The sequence below is a fragment of the Rhizobium sp. NFR07 genome, assembly GCF_900111905.1.
Lineage (GTDB): Bacteria > Pseudomonadota > Alphaproteobacteria > Rhizobiales > Rhizobiaceae > Neorhizobium.
In genome coordinates, this window is record NZ_FOKM01000017.1 from 110462 (window position 1) to 124085 (window position 13624).

A 13624-nucleotide genomic window follows, 5' to 3' on the forward strand; every position below is an offset into this window, starting at 1 on the left:
AAAAAGGCAGCGGCGGAGTTCTTACACTGCCAAGCAACGGAGGCCGCCGCCATGACATCTTCATTCACCGCCGCAAAACAGCGCGAGATCCAGGAGCAAGTCGCTGAGGCCGACGAGCAGGAGCGGGCACCGAAGGAAGGCGCGATGCAGGCCGGCGCACGCCTCTATCCAGAACCACCGTTCCCACAGCAGCATCAGGACAAACCCGGAGATGAAGATGCCCTTTCCCCGCCCACCTACTACGATGCGCCATACTACATTGGCTCGGGGAAGCTTCAGGACAAGGTCGCTCTGATCACTGGCGGCGACTCCGGCATCGGGAGGTCTGTCGCCGTGCTCTTCGCTCGCGAAGGCGCGGACGTCGCGATAGTTCATCTCGATGAGGAGGATGATGCCGCTGCAACCGTGGAAGCGGTCAAAAGAGAGGGTCGTCGCTGCTGGGCTATCAAAGGCGACGTTAAAGATTCCAACTTTTGCCGACAGGCCGTCGCAAGCACGGTCTATCAGTTCGGGAAACTCGATATCCTGGTCAATAATTCCGCATTCCAGGTCCACACGCATGACATCGTCGACCTCACCGAGGACCATTTCGACGAGACGCTCAAGACCAACCTGTATGGATACTTTCATATGGCTCGTGCGGCTGTCCCCCATTTGAAAAACGGTTCGGCGATCATCAACACAGGTTCGGTCACTGGCTTTGATGGCGAAAAGTCGCTGCTGGACTACTCGATGACCAAGGGTGGTATTCATGCTTTCACGAAATCCCTCGCCTCCCAGCTGATACCGAAAGGCATAAGGGTGAATTGCGTCGCACCTGGCCCGGTCTGGAGCCCGCTCAACCCAAGCGACAAAGACGCTGAAGAGGTTGCACAATTTGGCTCCGGTGTCCCGATGAAGCGCCCCGCACAGCCTGAGGAGATCGCACCAGCTTACGTCTTCCTCGCCTCGCCGCACTGCTCAAGCTTTATCACCGGCGAAATCCTGCCGATCGTAGGCGGATATTGAACGGGGCAAGATCATGAAAATTCGAAACGGAAGCTGACGATGCGCGAACGTCCAGTTCACCCTCACCGGTGAACATGATCGCGTGGGCATTTCCCACTGCACCGACTGCCGACAAGAAAGCGGATCAGCTGTTACAGATTTGCGTTTGGGCAGCGAGCAGCTTCAAGCCACCCGGTGAGATTGATGTTTACGAAGGTCAACGCTTGCCGCAAATGCGGCTCAATTGGTCACGGCGGATGACAGTGAGGCAGAGATCAAGCGTGGGAGCGTCAAATTCTCCTGTCGGCTCGAAACCCTCTTACGAACTGTGCGTGAACATCGAGAGCCTTTGCTAATGTCCGGTTGAGGGAGCTGACCAGTATGAACAGGATAGGAACCTAAGGATCGCATCTGAACTGCTAGAGAAGCCAACATGGTGAAATCTGACGATAAGGGCGGATAGCTACAATCAGCATTGTCGGCTTGGTCATAAACCGTACGATTGGGTTGCCGCTTTGGATCATAACGCTATGTCCCTGCTGTACTCGGAGGCATGAATGACCCAAGATAAGCCAATGACGACCATCGAAAGGCGCCGGGCGCAATTCGAAGAGACTTCCCGGTTTGCCATGGAAAATGAAGAGAAGCGTGTCGAAGCGGCTCGGGCGAAAACCGAGCGACTGAAAGCAATGCGTGAGCAGGCTGCCGGTCGGTAAGACCACCCTCGCTCAAAGTCTCTGGCCATGCAGCCAAAAAAATGTGAGGGACGAAACTGAACCTTCCCGACGTTGGTGCGGATCTGTAGCCGGTCGCAGTATGTTCGGCGACTGTCGAGTATCGTCAGGCAATTCACCACTCCTTCCAACAGCCGTCAGTTTCCCTGCTGGGCGGCGTCTGGGCAGGATTTTCTCGTTCGTCCCGTCGGTGACAGTCTGATACAGCCTAACTGTTTCAGCTGGCGCTAAAGTCAGAATCATGGTTGTATTGCTTGCCGGTACAACCGTCCCCTCCGACCGGTGCAGTGAAAACCCCTGCTGTCCTCCTACGGCGGCAGGGGCTCTACCGTTCAAAGATATGATCATAGAGGCTCGAGCAATTGACGAGTCGGACATCGTTAGCCGCCGTCCTTAGAGAGGCGAAAGACGCTTGACGATTTCGTGCTGATCATCCCCAGCGATCAGTACGCCGTCCAATCTTAACGCTTTTGCTCTTCGTGGCGCCGATCCCGCCAAGCTTATCGATGATAGCGCCGTTGCTCGCCCGGTTCCCTTTCGCGCATCTCGTCACGGTGTCAATCTAGATGCGGTACATGGGTACTTGCTAAATCTCGCACCTATGCGTGCTCGTCAATCAAGGTTAGCATCCAGGTAAGCGGGGGCTGGTGAAATGAATTTCTCGACGCACGTGGCGCATGAGGCGCTCGAACCCAAAGATTTGGCGCTGTTGCGCGCTGTACTGGCTGAGATATGTCACGAACAGCGTATCGACCTTAACACGAGGACCGCTCAGGCGGTGGCGCACGATCTTATCAACCTATGGCTATCTGGATTTCGGACCGCGGACGAGCTTAAAGCGATGCTTGCAGCGATGCCTCTCGCAAGCTAAATCGATCCGATCATTTATTAGATGTGGCGTTCCCCGACTAAACCCGACTTCGAAGAGTTGGGTTCTTTTTTAAAAGGATATTGGAAATAATAGACGATCGCCACCATCGCGGGAACATACACAGAATATAACGTGGATATCCGCCGAACAAGCACGACTGTTTTGGAAATGCTCGATACGCATCAGCAGCAAGTGGCAGCATTTTTCAGGCACTTAACTGCCGCCTCCGACAGGAATAACCGCCAAGCTTTCGCGCCCTTCTTCCGGACGAATTCAATGGCAGCCTCACTCCCTCACGTCCTACGCTGACATTGCAATTATCTTGCGCTGAGTGCGGGTTGCAAACCGTCGGCGAACGCTCGTCGGGCGTGATCGCGATGCGCGCCCGCCGGCTGCCGATGGTCACGATTCAAAGTGGTGTTCCGTCCGGCTGACGCCGTTACAGCAAGAGATCTACGGACCTTCTGTGCCTCTAACCGTTCGAGATGGGCTTGCTTCGCCGGTCGTAATCTCGACGTCGGGAGAGGCGTGGGTAGAGTTCATCAGGTCATTGGACCGGCGGTCATCATCCCTATCGTCCTCATCGATCAGATCCTGTAACGTTTCGTGCTCGTCTTCACCCATGAACTCATCCGTCGCCTGCGCGTAATGACGGTCGGCGGCGCCGTCTGGACGCCCCTCGTTCTCCCAAATCTCGTACGCCCGCTGACGGATCTGCTCGTTTTTATCGGTAGCCATGCTCGCTCCTCCGTGACACTCCATCCGAAGCAAGAGGCGGGCGCTTTTGTTCCTATCATCCTTCTCTCTACCACAGCCGTGCTATTTCAAAGGCCGCGCGGTGGCGACCGGATACGGCTTCATTGAGGACGGCGCGTGTGGGTGGGGAGCGAAATGGATTTTATTGTTCCGCTTAGGCCATGTCCGTCCGGGTGCAGCTAAGGGGTCTATGCTGCTTTTACATTTGGAGAAGTAGCGCTGCTGCTCTCTCCAAGTCCGGAACTTCCTCGTAGGGAAGCCAGTCTGAATTGCCCGTCTCGCCGCGTCGGTTTACCCAAACGGCACGAAGGCCAAGTTCGTGGCATGCCTTCATGTCAGTGTACATCCCCATGGCGACATGAACGGTGTCCTCAGCACGCACGCCCATTCGTTGGTAACCGTATTCGAAAAGCTGTCGCGATGGCTTGTAGGCACCCGCTTGTTGCGAATTGATAACGAAATCAAATGGGACACCGATCCGCGCCGCTGTGGGACCGATAAGATCGTCGTCAGAATTGGTAAAGATCGCGATCTTGTACCGTTCCCGCAGTTGCCTTAGGGCAGACGGAACTTCGGGATGCGGCTCCATCCTTGAGGGTGCGAGTGCGAAGCGCTCTATTTCGTCAGCCTTGACTGTGATGCCGTGCTCTATGAATGCGAGTGTGAAGCCTATCCGTAAGATGTCCTTGAACAGACGATGCGGCTTCTCAGCGGTTAATCGTCTGCTCTGCGCGGAAAAGCTTTCCAGGATCATCGTGGCATTGGTGTCGTGCTCACCACGCTCTGTGAGCACTGAGTTGATTTCGCGCAAGAATGTCTCGTGCCAGTTCACGAGCGTGCCGTAGCAATCGAAAGTTATGATTGTGGGCTCAGGGTCTCGCGAAAACATCGACGGGCTACTTTTTCAGCTTCGCTTCTACTCTGTCGCGGCTGTTACCCACCGTCTCGACAGCCTTTTTGACCTTGCCTTTTGAAGCGCCGGTCTTCTCGGCCTCATACTTAACTTCATGGTTCTGGCTGCCTGCTACAAGCTTGCGATCCTGTGCACGTCCTCGAGATGTCGTGGCCATCGATGCCTCCTGCTAATGCTTTTGCCGACAACGCGACGGGATTCCGGTGGTTCCATGCGAGGCCAAGCGGGGCTGGAGGCTGAATTCGCAATCGGCTATCCTCACTGGAATCGGAGATGCTGATGCCTAGCGAAGTCTTCAATTTGCGAATGCTCTTCAACCTGATGCCCAGCATGGGGTTCTTTTCATGGGTGGTCGCAGACGATCTGATTTTTGCAGACGAAAAATACGCCGAACTGTACGAAATCGATATGCCTGCAATGGCAGCAGGGATTCCTGTCGAATTGATCCTCTCCAGGATCGCCCAGGAGGACAGGGAACGATTGGCCTCACGCATTCACAGCGTGCTGCTCGGTGGCGAACCCTTCGTCTCTTCCTATGATATCGTTTGTCCCAGCGGTCAGCGAAAGTCTCTCGTCAGCATGGGCTCTTGCTCGCGTGATGAGACTGACACCGCCTTCATCTATTCCGGAGCAGTGTTGCTTGCCAGCAGCGCGACTGTTGTTGCTGATGCTTCTGATCTTGAGGCGCATATTTCAGCAGCGCTCGCGCTAGCTCGCACAGAGGGACACGAGATCACAGAACGCTATCTCTCGTCTGCACTTGGGTCAGTGTTGTTGTCAAGCCGGTGATACCGTCTAAGTCTGTCAATCACAGAGGTGACCCGCGCCTCTCGGGCTTCGGGCTCAGTCGGCACCATGCTCGCTATGCGGATTTCGCGGACACACTCCAGAAGACGCGCTAGAGCCTCTTGTTTTTCGGTAGGTCTCTCCATCGGATTCCTTTGAACAGGATGGCGAACGACCGCACGAAGTTCCGTGTGAGGTCCTTGATTGGCCCGCCTCCCGATGGAATATCATGACAGACACTCGGTATTTTTTCCAGCGCGAATAATCATGACGCCGGACTCTAAAGGGAAACAGAAGGCTGCCTGGGCTAACGACATTTCGGTTTCGGAGGATGCAACCTTACGGCTCGCCAGCAGTTCACCACCCCGAAGATTAGGGGGGCGAAGCGTGCCGAAGGGATCAGAGACCGTTGAAAACGTAATCGGGAAAATGAGCACTGGGGATAAGGTGCTTTTCTTCCGCACCCTGCGATTAGAGGTGGTCCGTTCGTACGGCGCACTAGATTTCCAGGACAAGCAACGTTGGGCGTCATCAGCCAAACAGCTGGTCGAGATCCTGCAGCATTTCGAAAGGGAGCCGTCAGATGCGACGGGATGCTCAATGAGCAAAGCAGCTGAACTCGCTTGTGAATTCACGGCGCAAACCAAACGCGACGAGGCGTCGCGCCTGCCTGCCACGCTACATTGATTGGTCCCGATCGCGGTGGAGATAATTACATCAAAGCCCAATCACCTTTTCATAACCGCCATCGCATCACGCATCCGTAGGGCAGCAAGGGCAGTCGTGGCATCTTCCGCTGACCACCCAGCTGCGACGGCGGCAGCCATGACCGCTCGGTCTGTCGCTGTCTCGAGGCGATCATAGAGCGGTTCGATCGCTTCCTTAGCTGTAAGCACGTGCTCGTCAGGGGGCGTTATGGGTTCGTTATTTGGCATATCGTTCTCCCGTGTCCTCTGATGGAACTGGGCGGAAATGCTAAAGTTCCGAGGCCTTGCCAATCGCGAGCTACGACTGAGCCCCCTGCTCCGTTTGACGAGTTTTCTGCGCAATACGGTCGCCTTAACAGTTGACGCAATAATCAATTTCCCGGTCGGAACGAATCACCTCGGTGGCAATTGGATTGTCGATCGATCGAGTCGGAGTATCGCGTCATGGCGAGGCACCTAGCACAATGGAAAGGGTCTATTGATCCGGAAGTGGCTGCGGCGTCGCTCTCGACACGCAGCTTCTACGCCTGATGCAAGTAAGCTCACAGATGACGAGGCTGGCTGATGTCGAACCTTGAACTCCAACTGTGTGAACCCGTCCCATCTCTGTACTACGAGAACGAGCAGCTTGCAGTGTCTGACGGCGGATACATATGAATGGTGGTTAGGACGTGTGAGGCGATGAGGGCTACCGCACCTCCCACGGAAATATCCGTGCGGCTGTTCATCCTGTTTGCAGAATAATACCGCGATCTGGCGGAGGCGGCCAATACCAGAGGTGACGATGCCGGAGGTAAGGTCCGGATTACCGAGGGCAACGGTCATGGCATCACCGCCTGAAAGCATGTACCGAAAGATGAGCGCGGAGGTTCGCCATGCCAAGTATGGTGCAGGAGTTCAAAGGGTATCGCAGCGCGATCTATTCCCCGAATTCGCATTTCGCCGTCGTGACCCCGCCTGGATCCAATAACGTCATCAGGTTTGACAGTGAGAAGCCAACATCGACGGTTGTCAAAGGCCCGCTCATCTGTGTCGAACGAGCGAAGGCTCTCATCGAAAAGCTGGCGTGACATTACAAACGCGCTCAAGCACCTTTCTGGAAGTCACAGCACAGGCTCGTTGAAATGGCTTTTATAAACGATCGGGTCGAGGCCTGAGCTATGTCATCGCGATCGACCCGAGAGAGATGAGACGGGCGAGCGTCATCACCAACATGAACCGTCTTGCGAGAACTCGTATGTCCCTAAGAGAGGGCGGGTGCCAGAACCATGCGCATAGGAGATTGCGAAGGCACAACGCCGTAAGCCACCCCGGCCGAGACCAGTGGTGAAATCAGCATTACATTCTCCATGAACCACCTGCCGATTTGTAGCACATCAGCGCCACCGTGGAAAACGTCACTTGAGCGTGGCGAGCTTCGGACCATTGATTAACTGTCATCGGTCATATCCTGACATCCCTGCCTGTGAGATTTTTTCCCATCATAAGGTGAGGGTTGAAAACGCAGTGCAGAGCTCGCATGCGAAGCTAAAATGACTTCCGACGGCGATGTGAATGGCTTGTAGAAGCAATGACCTATATCACTTTAGGGTTGACTGCGGGGTATCAGCGCAGCGAGTTTAAAGCCGGGTGCGGGAACGGCTTGTCTTCCTCGTGTTCGTGGAGGTTCTCGAACCGATACCACGCCAACCGAAGCGGCGTGGGCACCCGCCCCTACTCCTAGGGTCGCGGGTAAGGATGTCCGGGTAAAGCGCGTGGCGAGAACATCGGGAGAAATGCGGCCGAAACCGTGAGCTGGCTGCTGGGGAGGATTTGCAAATCGAGCTCGCAAGCGGCTTGAGTCTTATCACTGCCCCCCAATCAGACAAACGGGTATTACAAGTGTCTGGCCTGACTACGAGGGAGCGTGGCAGCCCAAACAGCGAAAGCAAGCGCAACAGGCAGGCGCTGTCATCGACGCAACACGAGTCCCCCTATCTTTCTTGAGAGCAGCCCTCACTCACCCCCTGACGTGGAGACGCTCGTTCCGGCGAGAACACGCTTCGGTGGCCGTTTGCTGTTTACGCCGGGGATCAAAAAATGTACGTTAGCTCATCGCCAGCACAATTGTCCGTAGGGGCTGGCGCCCGAGGGTATCAAGGTGCTCCCGCCTGCAAAGACGAAGGAGGAGCGCATGTTCTCTCCCGCCACGTCGGCAGATCAAGCCACTGTTCCTAACCTGCGAAAGATGCTTGCGTCGTGGGCGGTCGCCTACACAACCGATACCCTGGAAATAGGTCGGATTGTAGACGCAACTATCGCGGAAGTGATCGACAGCCCTCACAAAATCTACGGGCAACCTGCCCGCGATAGTCTTCGAAAAATCTTGAGAGCGAAGGCAAAACAGTATCTCCGCCCGCGGCCAATGGAGATTGATATCTTCGAACAACGCGGCCGATCCATAGTCCGACTATATGACGGCAATACGACGACGCTCATGCCGTTTATCAATGATCGTTTCGCCAAGAAATACGCGAGTGAAATGAGGAAAAGAGCCGCCTTTAAAGGTCTTCCTTGATCTAATTGTCTGAGATCGGAAACCGCATGGCGGCCCGAAAAGGCACGCGTTCCACTAAGTGACCCTGTTCATCGGTAATCTCGAACGCTTGCCCGTCAATCACCTCGTCGTTCAGGAGTCTCTGGGCAAGAATTTCTCTCGCTGATCGAAAAGCTTCATCCCGGGCGAGCTCGATGCTTGCAAATTCCGCGCCTTCCCGATCTTCCGCCAAATCGTCGCCGTCGCGGATATGAAAATAGTATCTGCTCATGTTGTCTCCTCTTGTCAGCATTTAATGAACTGACGACTGTCAATTACGTTTCCTTTCGATGGCAACTTTCTGACATTCGTCATCTTCCGTACAATCTACAGTTTCGGAGGACGCTAACTCCAAGAGGCTACTGATGAATCCGTTCCGGAACGAGGTTCTCTCGTGCCTGCCTGACGATGAACGGATGCTGCTGTCTACCGGTATGGAACTTGTCGAACTCAAGCAGTCCCAACCGTTATCTGGGCCAACGAGCCGATCGTGTATGTCCATTTTTCTGAAGGCGGGTTGCCTTCGAAAACGGCGGTAAGAAAGGGTACCGCGATTGAAGTCGATTGGCAGGGGCTTTCGCGTTTGATCGGCGACTGATGCGACGATGCGCTTATCCTCGACGCAAGCCCGGTAAAAGGCACACTAACCGCCCGGGTCGTTCATGATCTCCATCATACCGCAGCAGAGGAAACAATGAGACGGCACCGAGATCGGTGTTGAAACATCAAGCAGCATGACTTCAGCTCGTTATTGAACGACTCGGCGCGATGCTCGCGGCCAGCGGCTTCGCGAGCATCGTACGTCTGCTCATAACGAAGTAGCACGTCGCTCTATGCGGAAAGCTATAGGCGTAGAGTACGGGTCCGTGGTTGGATCCTGTGTTGGTCAGTTACTTCTTGGCTGTGACCCAATGGATGTTCGCCGAAGCGCACGCGGTCCATCTGACGAAATGGTCGCCCAGATCGACCCTGCTTCGGCTAGACCCAATTCAGCGCTGTATAAGCGATCGCCCCCCCTAGGACCGGTAGTGATAAAACCTCTACCGTCCCTCTCGATTGCCGGAGTTTCCGTCTTAAGAACTGCTCACAGGGGTTGGAGAAGTTTGAGCGCGTTGGACATCATCAACTCTATCACGCCGTCCTTTTCGAGGCGGAACAGGGCATTGGCGATTTCATGCTGATTATATCCAGCAGCGACCAGCGGGACGCCGATCTCGTACATCACGACCGCCTTGCCCGGCGCGGCGCCGATATCTCGGAGCCTGCCGATAATTGCAGTCGTGACGTCTTGTGCTTTGTCGTGTAGCATTTGAGTCGTTCATCGATGTGGCGACTTGAGCAGAACCAGGTTGGAAACGATCGGGTTCCTTTTTTGTTCTCATACAGGTTTTGAGTGGTTCGCGTCAATGACTGGCGAACACCCGCAGGATATACAGTGAACATTGCGCCAACAGACACATTGTCAGTTAGAGAATGCCTTATACAAGACCGCACTAAGTCGTGGCAGGCTTTCAGGTAAATATCCGCCGAGTATCACTGCGGACAGGATCAAAATGGATCGCGGCGCTATCGCGATCTTCATTCCGATCCCCTTCTTCCAAACGAATTCCATTGCAGGGTCACCTCGTCAAACATTGCGCTGACGTTCCATTGATCTTGTGCCGGATGATGACTGCAAACACGACATATGGCGTAACAGCATCTTTATGCCAGCCCCAGCTCTTACTGGCTACAATCATACTCTCGAAATCTGGTCTGTGGATTTGTCGCAGAACATAAATTTGCGTTCGAGGTTCAGGCGCGTTGTGGGTAAGCGGTGTTCCGCTCCCACGTTGTCCTCGCCGCCGTGATCTGTGATCGCCTTTCCACGGACGAGCAACTGGAGTTTCTCCATGGAGAGTACATTGGAGTTTCTCACGACCAGAAAGTCTGGGCGTGAGCAGCATCGGCACTGGCCGGACGAGATCAAGGCGCAGATCGTTTCGGAAAGCCTACGGCCCGGAGCGTTGGTGAATGAAGTAGCTGAGCGATATGGGCTGAAGCCGAACCACCTGTCGACTTGGCGAACGATGGCACGGCAGGGCAAGCTGGTTCTGCCAGCACCCGAGGATGCGGTGGAGTTCGCGGCGGTTGTCGTCGATCCACCAGTTGTGGAGCCGCCCATCAAGAAAGCCAGCCGTCCCGAGATCATTGTCGGCGCTGTCACCATCCGCTTGGAGGAAGGCGCGTCCGCCTCCCGGATCGCCGCCGTTGCGCGGGCTTGTGCGGTTCCGGCATGATCTTTCCGTCGAACCGGGTTCGGATCATGGTGGCGACCAAGCCTGTCGATTTTCGCAAGGGTCACGACGGCTTGGCCGCACTGGTCAAGAACGAGCTGCACAAGGACCCATTTACGGGGACGGTCTTCGTATTCCGATCACGCAAGGCGGACCGATTGAAGCTGATCTACTGGGATGGCAGCGGTCTGGTGATGGCCTACAAACGACTGGAGGAGCACACGTTCACTTGGCCAGACATCCGGGACGGTCTGATGACCTTAGGCCATGCCCAGTTTGAGGCGCTATTTGCGGGGCTCGACTGGCGGCGGGTCCGTTCTGTTGAGGTAAGAGCGCCAACGGCAATCGAGTAGGTGCGTCACGATGACTCGGTTCGTAAATTCCGACAGCGAGACGCCGCCCAATTTGATAAACTTCCAGTATGTTGGATGCGGTCGATCTTCCAGACGATATCGATGCCCTGAAGGCGATGCTGGTTGCGTCGCAGGCGCGTGAAGCCCGCAAGGATGAGCGGATCGAGCGGCTGGAGAAACTGGTCGCTGCTTTTAAGCAGGCAGCCTTCGGTCGTAAATCCGAGAAGACTGACCCTGAGCAGTTCGATCTTGCACTGGAAGACTTGGAAACGGCCATTGCGGCGATTCATGCCGAAGACGAGGCCGACAGTGCTCCGGGCAAACCGCAACCCAAACCACGCGCCGCCAATCGGGGCTCTCTTCCCGCGCACCTTCCTCGTGTCGAAGAGGTGATCGAGCCGGAAAGCTTGATCTGCACCTGTGGTGGCGGCTTGCATTGCATCGGGGAGGACGTGTCCGAGCGACTGGATGTCATCCCGGCGCAGTTCCGCGTCATCGTCACTCGTCGTCCCAAATATGCCTGCCGTGCTTGCACCGATGGCGTTTCCCAGGCTCCAGCGCCTGCACGATTGATCCACGCTGGACTGCCGACCGAGGCGACCATCGCGCATGTGTTGGTGTCCAAATATGCCGATCACCTGCCGCTCTATCGGCAGGCTCAGATCATGAGTCGACAGGGCATCGATCTTGATCGATCCACTCTTGCCGACTGGGTTGGCCGGGCAGGATTCGAACTCCGCCCGGTCTTCGACGCTCTTATCGCCGACCTGAAGCGGTCGACGAAGCTGTTCATGGACGAGACACGTGCGCCGGTCCTCGATCCTGGCTCCCGGAAGACCAAGACCGGATACTTCTGGGCCTTGGCTCGTGATGACCGACCGTGGCGCGGCGGTGCGCCGCCCGGTGTTGCCCTTACCTACGCACCCGGTCGCAGTGGTCTATATGCCGAGCGGATATTGCAAGGGTTCGCAGGCATCCTCCAAGTCGATGGATATGCCGGATATAATCGCCTGATCGCACCGGATCGCGTTGGACCGGATATCCGGCTTGCCTATTGTTGGGCCCATGCTCGTCGCAAGCTGGTCGAGATCACGCGCAGCGGATCGGCACCAATTGCAGAGGACGGCGTACGGCGGATAGGCGAACTCTATCGGATAGAGACCGAACTACGCGGGCTCTCCGCAGAAGCTCGCCTCGCCGGGCGGCAAGAACGATCATCGCCATTGATTGCGGACATGCGAACTTGGCTGACGCATCATCGCGCCCGTGTCGCTGGCAAGTCGCCGCTCGGTGAGGCTCTTGCCTACATCGACAAATACTGGAACGGACTCTGCCTATTTCTCAGCGACGGCCGCATTGAGATCGACAACAACACAGTCGAAAGAACAATCAGGCCGATTGCCTTGAACAGGAAGAATACGCTCTTCGCCGGACACGATGCAGGAGCCGAGAACTGGGCGACCATCGCCTCGCTCATCGAAACCTGCAAGCTCAACGCTGTCGATCCGTTCGCCTACCTGTCCGCCACGCTCAGCACCATCGTCAATGGGCACAGGCAGAGTCAGATTGACGTGCTGATGCCGTGGAATTATCCGCAGCCAGCACAAGGCTGAAGTCTGCTATCGAGCCAATTCGCTCGTGACATCGAATTTCACCATCCCAACTTGACAGCATCGCGGCGACGTAATCTGCTCGCAATCGCTTCAACGCTGCTGGGGATCATAGATGAATACTGGGCGCTTGTTTCTGATTGCCTATCTCACGATCACTGGTCACGCTGTCGCACAAGGCAATCCGCAGCCCTTGAACGCCGAAACATTCGAATACAGCGCATCCATAATTCGGCAGCTTCCATCCACGCATGACGAGATGATCAAGGGCTGCCCCAAAACTGGTTTTCTGGAGCTGAGCGAAGCTGGACTAAAGGAGCTTCGGCAAAAGAGCGGCTTAACTCGCTCCGCTCTACAGGAGCGCCTGTGTCGTGATATCATTGAAGGAATTGCGTCAGGCGAGATTACCTATCGAACTTGGCGTGATTGGATCAGCACTCCTGATACCGAACGAAAAATCAATGTGTCCGGAAAGTGAGCCACCATTTGAAGCAATTCACTACGGAGTAGCTGTAGGCGAATTCTAAGCATCTCTGTCTCAGCGGTAGCGCTGGAAACGAGCTACTTCAAATGGGTCAAGGTAGCGGGGAGACAGCGCTTACCTTTCATGTACCGGCATGACTGCTCTAAGTCGCGGGGGAAACGCGATATGGTCGTCCATTCGTGCCCTTGGCAAATGCGCACGGCAAAACTCAGGATGGGCTAATTAGACATTTGGAGCATACCCTAATAACCATATCTCCATTCGCTCTGGTTCCTCATCGTCAAGATATGGGCATGATGTTGCGGGCTCGCCTGTTTGCCCTGCGATCGATCCTTCATCGAATATAGCCGCGCGATCCGCACCTGATAGGCTTATCATATCGACTGAGGCATGCCCTTCAACCCAAGCGGCTAAACAGATCGCGTCAGCTTGCATGTATGGATTTGCGATCGGCGACAAACCAATCCGCCCTGCTCGTCGCCCTTCAGCGAAGCATCTGGCGAACTCCTGGTCTTCATCAGCCTCTGACATCGAAAGCCTCTTCTGCGTGACATAGCAACACCGCGAGCCGT

The 13624-nt window shown here is 55.5% G+C and carries 15 protein-coding genes; 9 read left to right on the forward strand and 6 right to left on the reverse strand.

Going from position 1 to position 13624, the window contains the following annotated elements; genetic code table 11:
- Positions 1 to 51 precede the first annotated feature (51 nt).
- Both BM216_RS27735 and BM216_RS34240 read left to right on the forward strand, forming a co-directional pair.
- On the forward strand, positions 52 to 1008 hold the full coding sequence (locus BM216_RS27735) for an SDR family oxidoreductase (RefSeq protein WP_093002706.1): 957 nt from the start codon (positions 52 to 54) through the stop codon (positions 1006 to 1008).
- Positions 1009 to 1544: 536 nt separating this feature from the next.
- Complete coding sequence (locus BM216_RS34240; protein WP_177230943.1) at positions 1545 to 1703, forward strand: hypothetical protein; 159 nt, start codon at positions 1545 to 1547, stop codon at positions 1701 to 1703.
- A gap of 1342 nt (positions 1704 to 3045) precedes the next feature.
- On the opposite strand, the gene BM216_RS27745 is transcribed toward BM216_RS34240, so the two are convergent.
- The 3 genes from BM216_RS27745 to BM216_RS27755 all read right to left on the reverse strand — a co-directional run bounded on the left by BM216_RS27745 (position 3046) and on the right by BM216_RS27755 (position 4418).
- On the reverse strand, positions 3046 to 3330 hold the full coding sequence (locus BM216_RS27745; protein WP_093002710.1) for a DUF2934 domain-containing protein: 285 nt from the start codon (positions 3328 to 3330) through the stop codon (positions 3046 to 3048).
- Between the two features lie 217 nt (positions 3331 to 3547).
- Positions 3548 to 4237 carry a haloacid dehalogenase type II gene (locus BM216_RS27750; protein ID WP_093002712.1) on the reverse strand — a complete coding sequence of 230 codons (690 nt, stop codon included), beginning with the start codon at positions 4235 to 4237 and terminating at the stop codon, positions 3548 to 3550.
- Between the two features lie 7 nt (positions 4238 to 4244).
- Positions 4245 to 4418, reverse strand: a complete 174-nt coding sequence (locus BM216_RS27755) for a DUF3606 domain-containing protein (protein WP_093002714.1) — start codon at positions 4416 to 4418, stop codon at positions 4245 to 4247.
- A gap of 122 nt (positions 4419 to 4540) precedes the next feature.
- Between BM216_RS27755 and BM216_RS27760 the strand changes: the two genes are divergently transcribed.
- Together BM216_RS27760 and BM216_RS27765 are read left to right on the forward strand one after the other, a co-directional pair.
- Positions 4541 to 5050: a hypothetical protein gene (locus BM216_RS27760; protein ID WP_093002716.1), complete on the forward strand. Its 510-nt coding sequence runs from the start codon at positions 4541 to 4543 to the stop codon at positions 5048 to 5050.
- A gap of 384 nt (positions 5051 to 5434) precedes the next feature.
- Entirely contained in the window at positions 5435 to 5734 is a 300-nt protein-coding gene (locus tag BM216_RS27765) for a hypothetical protein (protein WP_143102876.1), read from the forward strand.
- Between the two features lie 41 nt (positions 5735 to 5775).
- Here BM216_RS27765 and BM216_RS34790 read toward each other — a convergent pair whose 3' ends face one another.
- The gene (locus BM216_RS34790; RefSeq protein WP_093002720.1) at positions 5776 to 5982 is read right to left on the reverse strand and encodes a hypothetical protein; all 207 of its coding nucleotides are present in this window, start codon (positions 5980 to 5982) and stop codon (positions 5776 to 5778) included.
- 1945 nt (positions 5983 to 7927) lie between these two features.
- On the opposite strand from BM216_RS34790, the gene BM216_RS27780 reads away from it, so the two are divergent.
- Positions 7928 to 8311, forward strand: coding sequence for a hypothetical protein (locus BM216_RS27780; RefSeq protein WP_093002724.1), 384 nt, complete (start codon positions 7928 to 7930; stop codon positions 8309 to 8311).
- Position 8312: 1 nt separating this feature from the next.
- Here the strand turns inward: BM216_RS27780 and BM216_RS27785 are convergent, their stop codons facing one another.
- Entirely contained in the window at positions 8313 to 8561 is a 249-nt protein-coding gene (locus tag BM216_RS27785) for a DUF6894 family protein (RefSeq protein ID WP_093002726.1), read from the reverse strand.
- A gap of 852 nt (positions 8562 to 9413) precedes the next feature.
- Complete coding sequence (locus tag BM216_RS27790; protein ID WP_093002728.1) at positions 9414 to 9638, reverse strand: hypothetical protein; 225 nt, start codon at positions 9636 to 9638, stop codon at positions 9414 to 9416.
- Positions 9639 to 10221: 583 nt separating this feature from the next.
- Here BM216_RS27790 and BM216_RS33705 point away from each other — a divergent pair.
- From BM216_RS33705 to BM216_RS27805, 4 genes are all read left to right on the forward strand, one after another.
- Positions 10222 to 10608 (forward strand): IS66-like element accessory protein TnpA, encoded by a 387-nt coding sequence (locus BM216_RS33705; protein ID WP_143102877.1) that lies wholly within the window; start codon positions 10222 to 10224, stop codon positions 10606 to 10608.
- Positions 10605 to 10958: an IS66 family insertion sequence element accessory protein TnpB gene (gene tnpB, locus BM216_RS33710; RefSeq protein WP_143102878.1), complete on the forward strand. Its 354-nt coding sequence runs from the start codon at positions 10605 to 10607 to the stop codon at positions 10956 to 10958. The genes BM216_RS33705 and tnpB overlap by 4 nt, the downstream gene beginning before the upstream one ends.
- Before the next feature lie 68 nt (positions 10959 to 11026).
- Positions 11027 to 12571, forward strand: coding sequence for an IS66 family transposase (locus tag BM216_RS27800; protein WP_093002731.1), 1545 nt, complete (start codon positions 11027 to 11029; stop codon positions 12569 to 12571).
- A gap of 112 nt (positions 12572 to 12683) precedes the next feature.
- Positions 12684 to 13046 (forward strand): hypothetical protein, encoded by a 363-nt coding sequence (locus BM216_RS27805; RefSeq protein ID WP_093002733.1) that lies wholly within the window; start codon positions 12684 to 12686, stop codon positions 13044 to 13046.
- Positions 13047 to 13624: the final 578 nt, after the last annotated feature.